5 protein-coding genes and 2 pseudogenes are annotated in these 15,027 nt (G+C 26.1%); 3 read left to right on the forward strand and 4 right to left on the reverse strand.

The features are described 5' to 3' along the window. Positions 1-50: 50 nt before the first annotated feature. A pseudogene (locus tag EXC46_RS03680) lies at positions 51-290 on the forward strand (IS1634-like element ISMsy1 family transposase); the annotation flags it as partial. A 171-nt stretch (positions 291-461) separates the two neighbouring features. Here the strand turns inward: EXC46_RS03680 and EXC46_RS03685 are convergent. Continuing rightward, positions 462-1,217, reverse strand: a complete 756-nt coding sequence (locus EXC46_RS03685) for a PDDEXK family nuclease (protein ID WP_027333880.1) — start codon at positions 1,215-1,217, stop codon at positions 462-464. 1 nt (position 1,218) lies between these two features. Beyond that, the gene (dcm, locus tag EXC46_RS03690; protein WP_084262970.1) at positions 1,219-2,181 is read right to left on the reverse strand and encodes a DNA (cytosine-5-)-methyltransferase; all 963 of its coding nucleotides are present in this window, start codon (positions 2,179-2,181) and stop codon (positions 1,219-1,221) included. A gap of 659 nt (positions 2,182-2,840) precedes the next feature. Between dcm and EXC46_RS03695 the strand changes: the two genes are divergently transcribed. Beyond that, entirely contained in the window at positions 2,841-3,044 is a 204-nt protein-coding gene (locus EXC46_RS03695) for a hypothetical protein (RefSeq protein ID WP_027333877.1), read from the forward strand. 418 nt (positions 3,045-3,462) lie between these two features. Here EXC46_RS03695 and EXC46_RS03700 read toward each other — a convergent pair whose 3' ends face one another. Together EXC46_RS03700 and EXC46_RS03705 are read right to left on the reverse strand one after the other, a co-directional pair. Next, complete coding sequence (locus tag EXC46_RS03700; RefSeq protein ID WP_129622194.1) at positions 3,463-14,115, reverse strand: lipoprotein 17-related variable surface protein; 10,653 nt, start codon at positions 14,113-14,115, stop codon at positions 3,463-3,465. A 116-nt stretch (positions 14,116-14,231) separates the two neighbouring features. After that, entirely contained in the window at positions 14,232-14,597 is a 366-nt protein-coding gene (locus EXC46_RS03705; RefSeq protein WP_027333906.1) for a hypothetical protein, read from the reverse strand. 170 nt (positions 14,598-14,767) lie between these two features. Between EXC46_RS03705 and EXC46_RS03710 the strand changes: the two are divergent. Beyond that, positions 14,768-15,003: pseudogene (locus tag EXC46_RS03710) on the forward strand (IS1634-like element ISMsy1 family transposase); the annotation flags it as partial. Positions 15,004-15,027: the final 24 nt, after the last annotated feature.

The raw sequence follows: 15,027 nt of genomic DNA on the forward strand, positions 1-15,027 counted from the left end.
AAGAAGTGTTTTTTGGTAATAAAAAAGTCTTCATTTATCACGCAATTGATTCATCTACAGTTTTGAAATATTGCATTTATAAATTAAAGAAATTTTATAAGGATAATGGAGAGATCCAAAAACTCATAATGAATATGTTTATAGATGTATTGAAGCTTATAACAATCACAACAAAGACTGCGAATGGTAAAGTTGTAAGTGAAATCAACAATAATTTAGATCCAGAAAATAAGGAATTAAACAAAATATATAGTGATTTTCGATATGCGATTGATGGTCTATCATTGTAATTTAAAAGTGCAAAAAACGAATACGCCTTATTTGTAGGTGTATTCGTTTTTTTTCATTATAACTTGGAAACGCAGAATTAAGATCTTTAATTTTAAACAAAAAGACGAAAATCACCACTAGAAATTCACCTTTATTACATCTACATGAGTTAAAAGTAAATATATTGCAATCTAAATTGTAAAAAGTTCTGTTGGATCAATTTTGAATTGTAACATATTAGCAGTTTCTCTACCTCTATCACCACCTTTTCTTTGAATCGTTATCTTCCCTATTTTAATAGAACCTTTTGCACTTATTTGAACCTCTCCGTTAAAATAATAATAACTAATAACTTCATTTATATTTTTTAAAGCTCATGAAAAATCATTTTCTTCTTTTCGAATTACAAGAACTCATTCCACAGAGAATTCTCCGTGACCTTTTAATATATCTAATACTATCAACAGTTTATTCTGATTTAATCAATTCAAAATCAAATCTTTTTCTTCATCTGTAAATTCATCAATATACATTCTTCTTTTATCTCTAACATTATTTTTATATGGTTTTAGTTCACCAGTGAAATATTGAAAAATAGTATAGACATTTAAAGGTATATTTCACATTTCTTGGTAACTTTTTAATCATCTTTTATCAATTTGATTGTATCCTTTTTTGTTGCTCACTAATTTAACTTGAATATTTTCAACATCGATAGTATTTTTTAACTTAATTTTGATTTTTACATTCAAATCACTTTTATAACCGAATATTAAATCTGCTTTAACATATTCAATTTCGTTCAATTTATATTTCATTATTTTTAATCAAGATTGTGCTTCTTTATCACTTTTTCAATTATTAAATTTCTGTGCAATAAATCTTTCATTTCGAAAACCGCCTTTTGCAGTTTTTGAACCGAGTTTTGTTTTATCTGTTGGTTTCATTTTATTCCTTATTCTTAATATTTCTTAACATATTTTGAACTATCGCATCGATAACATTAACAGTCATAGCATTACCAGCTTGTGATAAAACTTTATTATTATTTAGATTATATTTTTTTACTTTTTTAGCAATATTTTTTGGAAAACCTTGAATTAATAATGCCTCGTAACCGTTTAATTTCTTAATTTTCTTATTTTGAACATACAATAATCCATGTCTACCGGTTCTTAATGTTGGAAAAAACTGATTATACTTTCTTAAATCTGATTGTCTTCAATCTATAACACAATTTTCTCATCCTAATATTTCATCATTTGTAAATTTTTGATTGTTGTATTTATTTGATAAATATTTTTGAAACGTTTTATCTTGAATATCTAGCTCTGTATTATTCTCTGAGTCAAGAAAATAATGAAAAGTTTTATTTGACTCAAATTTACTTGGAAACACAAAATTACCGTTATCATATTCTTTTAAGAATCCAACAATATAAATTCTTTCTCGTGCTTGCGGTACACCAAAATCTAAACTATTGAGGACTTTATAGTAAATGTTGTAACCTATTTTTTCTAATTCGGTTTTTATTGTATTAAATGTTTTACCCTTATTATGATTTACCAAACCTTTTACATTTTCTAAAATAAAATATTTATTTTTCATATGTTTCATTATTTGAATTAAAGAATATATGATTTTTCCTCTTTCATCGTCAAATCCAGCTCTTTTACCAACTATCGAAAATGTTTGACAAGGGAATCCTGCTATTAAAAACTCGAATTTAGGTAGATCTAGAATGTTAAGTTTTGTTAAATCACCATAATTTCTCTCATCATCAAAAAACAATTCATATGTTTTTGATGTATACTTATCGATTTCTGAATGACCAACACATTCTAAACCATTTTTTTCAAGAGCAATTCTTCCACCCCCAATACCAGCACAAAAATCAAAAAATTTTATCATTATATTAATATAAGTTTAACCTTTCATATTTTTAAAAAACATTGAATTAATAGCCACTACAATCTCTTTGAATACTAAATGTAGAAATCAATATTATTAATTATATATTAAGCATTAACATCATCTTAAAAAACATGAAATTTTTAAAAATAATATTAAATATTAAACGAAATGCCACACCCTAGAGTTTTAAAAATGAAATCTAGATCTTAAATAAAATTTTAATTAATAAGGAGTGATTATGAGCCTGTTTAAAATTACAACACATAAAAAAATGAGTGATTACGAAGAGAGAAAAGCCCACATAATGACGGTGTATTAAGGCTTTGAAATAAAAGGACAAACAAAGAACTTGAAACCTTTATCGCCTCAGTGCCAGAACAATAATTAGATACAAAAAAGAAATAAAACTGCTTGTTGAAAGTGGTTCATTTACTGTTGCTCACAAAGGTAGAAAAACGAAAATGCTCTCAAATATAAAGATGAGAGTATAAATAAAATTATGCGTGATTATTATGATTTTACGGAAGAGTTTTTTCCTAAAAATGCAACTATTAACATTGCTCCTTTTTCGCTTTATTATCATGAAAAAGTAAAACAAAGTTTTAACATTAGTTATTCACAAGCTTTTAAAAGAGTTAAAAAGCAAAGTTTTGTTAATGTTCAAATGACAAGAAAATATAAAAACGAATCTAAAAAAAATTAGAAGATTACTTGAACAAGAAATTGGTGAAAAAATTTCACTTTTCACAAGAATTAGTTCTTTAGAAATAGATGAGTGTGAAAAGAAAAGAAAAAGCGTTTATCAAGCTAAAAATATACATTTAAAATTTGGCGAAAATGTTGAATTAGATGCTTGTTAAGAAGTGTTTTTCGGTAATAAAAAAGTCTTCATTTATCACGCAATTGATTCACCTACAATAATTTACATAAATTTAAAATTTTTGATATATAATAGTCTGCTATCAATTTTTAAAATACTTTTTCTTTTTTAGTCTAAAATTTTATTTTAAAAATATAAAAATAAAACCCAGAAAACAGTAAGTTAGGGCATCAAAAGTTAGTAAAAAGTTTAATTTACTAAGGTATTTCAATACACTTTAGTTGTTTTTAATTTCGCACCGATTGAATTCTTTCACTGTTATATCAAACATAAAATCATCAATGGATGATTTTGATTCATTAAAAGTTATTTTGTAATATCAATTAATTTTAAACATTTTTAAAATAAATAAAAATATGGAACAAAAATTCCATATTTTTTTAATGTAAAATTAAGAATTATTTTTTACTTTTTTTAACTAAAACACCAATAATTATAGCTGCAAGAGTTGTGCTTAAACCTAAAGCTAAATATCAAAGTCAACTTAATTTTTCTTCAACACCTGCTTTTTCTTTTAATAGTGTTTCAAATAATGATTTTTCAATTTTATTTAATGGATCATAATTAAGTTTTAATAATTCTTTAATTAATTTTTTATTTAAATTACTTTCTGGTTTATAAGTATCAAAATATGAAGTATTTAAGATACTATTAGCAAATTCAACAAACTTAGTTTGATTTAATTGTTCTAACTTATTAGTTGCATCAATAAATTTAGTTTTGTCAACATTTTTAAGAGCATCAAAATAACTTATTTCAGCTTCTGCCAAGTTTAGATTATATTGATTTTGATTTAGAACAAAATTTTTGCTTGTATCTAATTTACTATTTAAATCGCTTGATTCAACTAAATTAATTAATTCAGTAATTGAATTGATTTTAGCATTTAAGTCTTGAATTGCTTTTTCAGTATCAGGATTTTTAACATCTGAATTATTTCATTGTTCGTGTAATGATTTAAGCAATTTACCTTGCTCAATTAATTCAATCAATTTATTAATGTCGTTAATATCTTCACCATAGTTAACCAATTCATCTAAAATGTCTTGAATTTCTTTTGGCAATTCTTTATTATTAACATCTTTTTGATACTCAATAATTTTGGCGTTTAACTTCTCATATAAATCATTAATTTTCTTAACTTCATCATCAATTACTTTGAAACTTTGTTTAAGTTTATCTAAAATTTCTTGAGTTTCAGCAACTGAAGTATTTGCACTATTATAACCATTTGGAGTTTGATTATTAATTAATTTTTTAGCATTATTTAAAGCATTTTCGTAGTTATTACGTTTTTCTTCAGATACTTTATTATAGTAGCTTGAACCTTTAATTTCGCTTTCTTTTGCAATTTCATCTTTTAACTCTTTCATCTTATTATCAAGATTTTGAGCTTCATCTAAAATTGCTGGGTTATCAACCAAGTCATTATTTTTAATTCTGTTAATTAAATCATCTTTCTGACTTTGGTTAAGATTTTCAAGGTTTTGAATAGCTTTAATATTATTGTTTTTGTCAGCAATTAATTTATTAAGTTTATCTTGCAATGTAGCTACTTGGCCAGCTTCATCATTATGTTTATCAATGTTATTTACTTGGGCTATTAAATTAGCTTTTTCATTTGGTGATAAAACTTCTGAATTATTAATTTGTTCAATTAAATCATTTTCTAAACCATTTAACTCTTCATATGAGTGTTGTAATGATTTGTCATTATTTGATAATAAATCTTCCAATAATTTATTATCAACACCATTATCTGAATCTGATGTTAATAATTTTTTAGCTTCAGCTAATTTATTATCAAATTGTTCTTTATTATCAGCTTTATTGTATTTTGTGTTATTTGGATCAGCGATTGATTTTTCATAGTTTTTGACTAATTTGTCTAAAGCTGCCATTTTTTTACTTAAATTAATTGCATCTTCATAAGCTTTTTGTGCTTCTGCTAAATCAGTTGCATTATTAATTGCTTCTTTAGCTTCAGTTAATTGTTTTTGATTAAGAATATTTGGTAAATCAGGTTGATTTACATTCTTTTCTAATTTATTAAGTAAAGCTTCTTTTTGAGCATCAAAAACAATTTTGCTAAATTCCTCTGGATTAGTAATTACATTATTTTCATCTAATGTCATTTCTTTATTAATGATTTGATTAATATATTCATTTTTGTTATTTTGATCTAAATCATTATTATCAATTGCTTTAATTTGATCTACATAAACTTTTTTAGCATCATTAACAATTTGTGCTTGCTCTTTTAATTTCGCAATAGTTTCATCTGTGATTGCATTTTTGTTAAGTTGTTCTTTAAATTTTACTTTCTCGTCTGCACTTAAATATGGTGCATTATCAACATATTTAAGAGCTTCATCACGATTAATATTGGTATTAGCTAATTTAAGATCATCAATTGCTTTTTGTACTGCATTTAAATCTGCATTGTAATTAAATGCATCATTTGGATCAGTATTTTCTTTACCATTTTTAATTTTATTAGCCACATTTAATGCATTATCAAAAGCTTCTTTATTATTTTGATCTGCGTTTTGATATGCACTTGAATTAGGTACATCTTTAACATTTTTAATTGTTTGTTTTAACTCAAGCATTTTGTTATCTAAAGTAGTTGCATTATTTTCAATGGTTTCTAATTGATCATTGTCACTTGATTTAATTTGATTAATATATGCATCTTTTTGTTGTTGATTCAAGTTTTCATATGCTTTAATTCGATTAATTGCTTCTTTTTTAAGAGCTTCAATTTGTGCAATTTCACCTTTAATATCGTTTAGAGTTAATTTAGTACCATCATCATTAGTTTTTTCTAAAGTATTAGGATCTAATGAATTAAGTTTATTAATTAAATCCTCTTTTTGTTTTGGAGATAAGTATTCATTATCAGTTACTTCTTGAATAGTTTTTTGAATATCACCATCTAAAGCTTCATATTTGGTTTGAATTTCACCTTTAGTATTAGTTTCCTCGTTACCAATTCAATTATCTAAATTATCTGTACCTAAATCAGTAGTATTAGTTTTATCTAATAAGTTTTTAGCATCTTCAATTACTTTGTCAAAAGCATTTTTAGGTGTTTCTGAAGCATGTTTATATTTATCTAATGATTTTTTAGCTTCATAGTTTTTAACTATTTCATCTAATTTAGCCATTTTATCATCTAAGGTTTGACCAGCAGCTTTTTGTGTTTTTGCTTTATCTAAGTTTTCAGCAGTTTTAATTTTATTAATTACATCAGCTAATTGAGCTTTGTTTAAGTGAACGAAATCTTTTTCTGCTTCATTAACTAGAATTTGTTTATCTGCTTCTAATTCGATTTTTTTAACTTTATCGATAGAATCAGTTTCATTGCTATCAATTTTATCTTTAAGTGCTTGTGCTTGTTCGCTAGTTAATTTATTATTTTGCACTAATTCATCAATTTTAGCTTTTAAATTATTTTTAGCTTCTTGTAAATTAGTTAAGAAACCAGAAATTGGAACTGTATTTTCAGTATCTGAATCAATATCGGTTAAATTATCTTTGGTTGATTGCAATACATATTTAACAGTTAATTGACCTGTTTCATCATCAGCAGTAATATCTTTAATAATAATTTTGGCTTTTGAAGTAGTTGGATCTTGAATTAAGGTTGTAAAGTATGAATTATCATTATTTGCAAGTACTTCAGCTTTTTTATTAACTAATGAACTTGCTTTGATTTGTGCTTTATCATTTAGTACATAATTAATTGTTTTAGATACTTGATCATTAACAATTAAAGCATTTAATCTTTGTAATTCATTTTGTAAACCAGTAATTTGTCCAGTTTTATTAACTACATGAATATCAGTTAAATCAGCACGTTTTGAATAAATGTTGTATTGAACGTTTAAAGTACCTGTTCTATCATCAAAACTTGTAATCACAACATCTTTAGCTTGATCATCATTAGTTGAAACTGGAGTAATATGACTTAAAATAACATCAGATGGGCTGATAGTTGTTTTGTTTTGAATTGCATCTTCTCAACTATAAGTTAATTCATTCAATCTTTGTAATTCGGTTTTGAAGCCTTTAATAGTATTAGCGTTTTTACTTCTAGTTTTATTAATTTCAACCTCAACAGCTTGTCTTGAATTTGAAACTAAAGTATAACTAACAGTAATTTCACCTTTTCTATCATCACGAGTAACAATTTTCATTGAATCAGGTTTGATTGAAATACCTTCGGCATTTAATTCACGATTATTACTTAATTTTACTTGTACTGCAGAAGGAATAACATTTGTTTCATTGTAAAGAGGTAATCATTGTTCTTTACCTGGATAATCAATTACTAAATCAGCAATTAATCTTTCAATTCTATTTTCTTCTGCATCATCATTAGTTACATAACCATTAAAAATTAATAATGGATTTGAAGTTTCAGATTTAATAGTAGGTGCTTCTTGAGGTGCATCATCTCAAGTTCCTGAAATTAAACCATCTGTACCATTTAATGGTCTTGTAGAAATTAATTTATAACCTAATTGAATTGTTCCAGTTTCATTATTAGCATTTTGAGTGTCTAAAATTGTTTCAATTTTAACATTTTCATTTTGCCCGTATTCTGTTAAGGCTGTATTAAAGTCATCAGAAGTTAATTGTGAAGCTTTTTTCTGATTTGCTCCATCTTTTTTAGATTCATCTTTTGCAGTTATAGCAACTGGTTGATTAGCTTGTTTTACTAAATCATTCAATCTGTCTAATTCAGTTTTATAACCTGTTAAGGTTGCGTATTTATATTCTGATTTAACATCAGTTAAACCTGATTTAGTTGATTGTAATTTGTATCTTACTCTTAATTTACCAGTAATATCATCATAAGCAATGATTTCTTGGTCACTAAAAGTATGATCAGTATTTGGTTCTACACTTCAAGTTCAATTTTGATCGCTAATTTGCACTTTTGAAGCAAGAATTTGATTTCTATTTGAGTAATCAATTGTATGAGTATAACCATCATCAGTTGCATTTGGATTAAGCTTGTCTAATCTTTCTTTTTCAGCTTGTGCCACAGTTTTGAAGCCAGCTAATGATCCTGATTTAGTTTCTGATGATGTGACAGTATTTAGATCATGACCACTAACCACTCCTCTAGTTGAAACTAAACGATATGTATAGTCAATACTATTAGTTTGATTATTTGGTGTTTTTGAAACAATTTCAACCTTAGCATTTTCTAAATCAGCAACAGCTAAAGTTAAATGATCTAAAACTTCTTCTGGTAAATATTGTCTGTAGTTTGCACTGTCAATGCCAGTCAATGAAGCTGTAGCAACTTTATTTAAGAATAATTCATCAAGTCTTTGTTGTTCAGTTTTAAAGTTGTTTAAATCAACATTTTGTACATCTGTATTTACATTTTCGTAAATTCCACCTTTAGTACTATGAATTACATAAGCTACTGTAATTGAACCATTTAAGTCATTTTTATCAGTAATATTTTGAATAATAATTTCTGCATTATTATCTGTTGAATTGATAACTTTATGTATTCCGCCAACTACTGAACTTGAAGCTAAAATTTGATCACTATTTGGATAAGTAATTTGTGCATTAGCAACTAACTTAGTTAATCTTGCTTTTTCAGCATCTTGATCAATTTTGTTTTGTTGAGCTTGTGTTCTGAAACCAGTAATTACTAAGTCTTTGCTTTGACTTTCTGGTGCTTCATAATTAGTTACATTTCAATTTGAAATTAATTCATCTTGAGTTTTACTTGTTACTAATTTTAAGTTTAAAGTATTTTGTCCAGTTGAATCATCTGGTGTAATTGAATTAATAAATGCACTAGCTTTATTTGTGTTTTGTTTAGTTGCATCATATGAATAGTTAGCTTTATCATTGGCTGGATCAACTGAAGGTAATTGATTATTTTTAGTTCCGTTAAAAGTGATATCACCTTCAACTAAGTTATTTAAAAGTTCATTTAATCTTTGCGCTTCAGTTTTAAGTCCAGTAATAATAATGTCTTTTGGTTCAGAATAAACATCTTGACCATTTTTATTACTTTTTAGTTTATAAGTAAGTTTAATTGCTCCAATTACATCATTGTAACCTGTAATTGTTTTATCAACAACACTAATAGTATTATCTTTAGGGTTTAATTGAATTTGATTTGGATTGAAACTTGAAGCCATTTGAGTTTTATCAATAACTACATCAATATCATCATTAGTTTTGGCATCTAAATCAGCTTTTTCACGATCTAAATTACTTTGGAATCCAGACATTGTAGCACTTAAAGTTTTAGAAACTACAGTGTTGTTTTGAATATCGCTTCTAGTTGATTTTAAGTGATAGTTGAAAGTAATAGTTCCATCCGGATTTTTATTAGTAATTTCATCAATTACAACAACAGCATTATTTTGATTATTAATATTAGTTAATTGGTCATTTAATTGTTCTGCTAAATAACCTGAAAGATTATCTTTAGTAACTTCATCAACAGTAGTTTTATCTTTAGCTTTTGTGCCACTAAAGTTAAATTCTTTTTGTTTGTTGTCAATTAAATTATTTAATCTTTGTTCTTCTGTGAAATAACCAGTAATAGTAATTTCTTTTTCTGTAGAAGTTAATTCTTCACCATGTTTATTGCTTTTAACTACAAAAACAGCAGTTAATGTACCATTAACATCATCTCATGATTTAACTGATTGAATTTCAATAGTTTCATTGGCGTGATTTGCATTATCATTTGTTGCAAAAGCAATATTAACATTACGTGGTGATGCAACAAATGAAGAAGCTAATTTATTGCTATCTGGAGTTCCCACAAAGTTAGCGCTTGTATAATCATCAATTGTTTGTTGTTCTTTTTCTTTGTTGCTCATAAAACCATCAATTTTAACTTGTTTAGTTTTTGAAACAACTGTTTGATCACCTAAATTATCTTTAGTTGATTGCAATTCGTAAGTTACAAGTACAGCGTGCGGATCATTTGGATCTTCTTTCACTGATGTAATTACAATTTTTGCTTTATTTGTAGAATCAATGGTTCCTGTAAAGTCAGTAGCAGACACTTCTTCAACAGCTACTTGATTTTGATTATTACCATTAAATGCAATAGTTTTTGCAACACTATCATTATCAATTAAATTATTTAATCTCACTTCTTCTGTTAGAGTACTTAAAGCATTATTGTTATTTAATGTATAAACTTTAGTTGACTTAACGGTTTCAAGATTTTCTTTAGTTGATTGATATTTGTAACTTAAGTCTAATTTACCTGTTACTTCATTTGTATTTGAAATAACTAAATCAACAGTAGTTACATTTTCAGGCATAGTTGAAGCAATGAATTCAACTTCATTAGTGTCAACTTCACTTGCTGTATCTGTAGCTTGTTTTGCATCTTTAACTTTAGCTAAAGCAAGAGATAAATCATTTAATCTTCTTGATTCTTCATTATAACGTTGTTGACCGTTTAAATTATTAATTGCAGTTTGAATTTTGTTATTTAATAAATCAATATTAGATTTATTCATTAAATTATCATTATTGTCGGTATTTAAAGCATCTAATAAATCTTCAGCTTCTTTAATTACTCCGCCTTTTTGGTTACCTTCTTTAGTTGGATTACCATCATAGGCTTCTCTTAAAGCGTTAGTAGTATAAGTATAATTATTGCCTGCTGTTACAGTATTTTGATTTGTAATATAATTGCGCAAGGTTTTCATTGATGAATTTAATGCACTATTAGATTCATCTTGATTAGTAACACCATCAATTGTTGTTTGTTCATTAATTAAAGCAATTGCTTTTTCTTTTTGTTTATCAGTTAATGATGAATAATCAGAATTAATTTTAGCTATTGCATCATCTTTAGCTTTTTGTAATCTTTCATCACCGTTTAAAGCGCTAATTGCATCTTGAATTGCTTTAGTTCTAGTTTTAACTTCTTCTAATGATAAATTAGTTCCTTGAGTCTTATTAACATCAGTTTTTTGTTGAGTTACTGCATTATCTAAAGCACTTTGATTGTCTGCTTGAGTATAATCTGTATTTTGTTTAATTGTTTCAATATTATTAGTTGCTTCATTATAAGCTTTCATTGCGTCATTTAAATCACTTGCATTTTTTGCAATTTGATCTAATTGATCTAGATTAGATTGATTAACTTGATTTTTAAGTGCTGTTTTTTGTGCATCATTTAAATATTTATAATTATCAATTGCTTCTTTTGCCGCATCTTTTTGATTTTTCTCATATTGAGCTTGAGTTAAAAATCCAGTTCTAGTTTGTGATGCTGAAATATTACTATAAATATTATTGTTATCGACTGCTTCTTCAGTAATTGTTACTAAATCTTCTTTAGTTCTTGTAGTTTTTAATTTATATGTATATGAAACTGAACCATCAGTATCATTAGCTGTAGGAGATGATAAATTAGTTAATTCAACTTGATTAGTAGTTCCATAATTATTTGCTAAAGAGATTGTGTAATCAGTATTTAAAGTTGAATCTGAAGCGCGTTTAATAGGATTTGCAGTGATGTTAAGGATTGTATTTTGATTAGTATACGTGTCTTGTGCAACTAAATTATTTAATCTGGTTGATTCTGTTTGAAAACCAGTAATTTCTGCGGTTTTTTCATTAGAAATAGTGCTTGCATCCACAGTTGATTGTAATTTATATGCAATTTTAATTTTGCCAGTTATATCGTTATAACCGAGATATCTAACACTACCTTGATAAATTTGTGTGCTTTCTGGTAATGATCAACCAATATCTTCAGCATTCTTATCTCTTTTTACAACAGCTGAAGCTTGAATATTTGATTTTTGACTTGCATTTTTATAATCTGGAGTAGCATTTAAATTATTAACTCTATTTTGTTCATTAGCAAAACCAGTGATATCATAGGTTTTATTTTTAGTATAAACATTAGTTTTATCACTTGATTTTACTATTCTATAAGTAACAGTTAAAGTTCTGGTGTCATTATTACCGCTAATAGAAATAATTTCAGTTTCTAAACCGTTTGCATCAGGAGAAATGCTTTGTTGAGAAACTAAATTTTGTTCAGCAGATGTAGGTTGAATATTTTTATTTGGATAATCAAAAGTAGCAGTATAGTCTTTAATTCTGGCCTTTTCATCAAGAATATCAATTTTAGTTTTTCATTTAGTTAAAAGAGTATCCTTTGAATATTGATTACTTGCATTAAATCCAGATTCATTATCTAATCCAATTTTTAAAGAATTTTTTTGATTTTTATTTAATCATTTTTTACTATCAACATATCTTTTAGCTAATTCAAGATCGGTGTATGTATAAATAATTGGACTGAATTCAATTCCATTGCTATCAAATCTACTTGATGGTAATGGACTAGCAGTTAATGAACTACCGCTTTTAACTTTTCATTTTTTGGCATCTGTACTAGAAATTGTACTTGTTAAACGTAAAGAATTTGTATTATTTACTGCTTTTGTATCTTGATAAATATTTTTTGTACTAATTGCTCTTTTGTTTCTATTAATTCTATTTTTAGAAATGTCATAATTAATATTTGAATTTCCATTTTCAGTAATTCTTAAAGTTGTGGCTGGAAATGCATCACTATTTGGATTATAAATATCAGAACCAAGTGCTGAATCAATAGTTTCTAAAGTGTAGAATTTTTTAAGTTGAGATTCAGATCTGTCAGCTATTTTTCAAAATCCAGAAACAATTCTTTGATTATTGTCATCATTTTTTTCACGATATTCTGCTGATCCAAAGAAAGATTTTCTAGCTGTTGATGATCCAGTGTTCCCAAAAAACGTTGTATTACTTGGATTAGCCACATCATTATATGGTTCAAATTCTGCTTCTGCTACTGCTCCGGCAACTAAATAATCAAGCTTTCTATTCATTTCAATATTGAAGACAAATAAACCACCTTGATTGTTATATATAATATCTGCTGGTCTTGCATCACTAATAAGGTTTTTTTGATATAAACCAAAATTTACTCATGTACCACTATTTTCTGATAATTTAAATCCGTTTGTTCTAATACTTGACATATCCGTTGGGGTAGATACTAGAATATCATACATTCCGTTATGTTTTCCTGATGCTTTGTAATTATCTCAAGTTCTTTTTTTGCTAAGTAAATCTGAACTTAAACCACTTGTATATGAGGTTGGAGTATTTTGGTAATAAGGTAAGTATGCGTAATTAGTTAATCATGCTTCTAAACTATCTCCATTTTTAGAAGCTTGAAGAGAATCTTTATTCACTTTTTGTACTTTTCCAATTCAAGGCGAAATATCATAATCAGATAAGGTAGCATTTTTTTCTTCTTTTAATTTGATAGTATAAGTTTTTTGTTTTAAAACAGTTGAATTATTTCTATCATCAACTTTAATATACAAGTGAATTTTAATATCACTTGCTAATTTCATATCATTTGAAAAATAAAATGCTCCTGTATAGAATGTTGATTGCGCACCTTGAGTAGCAGAACCATGTAATGGTTTATTAACTAAGTTATAACCTATTTTAAATCTTTTGGTATCGGTACCTGGATTATATCCATTTCCATTTCATCATGGTCCATAATCTACACTTTTATTACTAAAACCATCTACTTGTCAAGAATAAAGTGTTCCACTTTCTGTTGCGTAATTATCGCCTGTTCAATCTGAAACATTTACATTGTTTGGAAAACCTGGATTTGAAGCATCAAATAATCTAAATCATGAATCTCCAACCGCTATATATTGTCAATTAGAATTCTCGTCATTAAAATTCAAATTACCGTTTGAACCAAAAATATTTATATATCTATATGGTGCATATCTGGCATTATGATTTGAATTTGAAAGTGAATTATAGTTCTTTCAAATATTATCTTGCACATTAATATTAACTTGATCAAAAGTTCAACTAATGCCTGAACTAGTTTCAATTGACACATTGTTTGAACTTGTATTCATTGAAATAGGCAAAACAAGTCCTATTAATGGTACTGATGCAGTTACAATTAAAAGACTCCTTTTTAATGCTTTATTTTTCATACATATCTCCTATTCTATATATATATATATATATAATTAATTTTAATAGATTTTTTAATTATAAGTTCCATATATTCTTTAAAATCTTCAAATAATTCTGTTGGTTTTTGTTTTTATTAATCTGTTAGTCTAATGTTTTTAATTCTAAATTTAACTTCAACTTTTGTTTTTACCAATTCATTGGTTTTTGGAACTTTACATGAAGGAATTTGAATTTTAACAGGTAAAAGTCAATCGGTAAAATTAAATTCATCTCTTGTAATAGTTAATGTATTGAATTCAAAATCAATATTATTTAAGAAATATTCATTAAATTTAAATTTTTTACTTAAGTTGTTTATAAATTTTTCTTTTTGAATTATTGTTTTTATAAACTCTTCTCAACTAATATCTTTAGCATCTAATTCAAGTTCATCAGAATAATATTTCATGTATTCAGAAACATAAATATAAATATGCTTTTCGTCTAAATTAAATGCCAAAAAATCAAAAACTCCGTCTTTTCAAACACTTTCGAAAATCTTAGTTTTTTGTCAATATCACTTTTATTAATCCTGAGTTTCCAAGTTGGAAGCTCTTTTTTATACCTTTTAACTTATTACTTATATACATAGTATATAAGTACAATTTTTAATTATTTTAACTTTGTACAATGATTACAATGATGATAGTCTATAGTATAAATATGAGTAACTACATTCTGTATAAAATAAAAAAACCCAAAAGGGATTTACATTGCATTAGGAATATCAAAAGGATACGATAAAGGGATTGGGAATTTAGTTGGATTAGGTTATTGAGAAGAAATTAAAGAAAAAATATTCTCTACAAAACATTGATGATTTAAAACCAATTGTTAGATTGGTTTCTGTTGTAGAAGATAAAATTTAAGTTAAAACCAAATTTTTCCAA

Source organism: Mycoplasmopsis glycophila, assembly GCF_900660605.1.
GTDB classification, from domain to species: domain Bacteria; phylum Bacillota_I; class Bacilli_A; order Mycoplasmatales; family Metamycoplasmataceae; genus Mycoplasmopsis; species Mycoplasmopsis glycophila.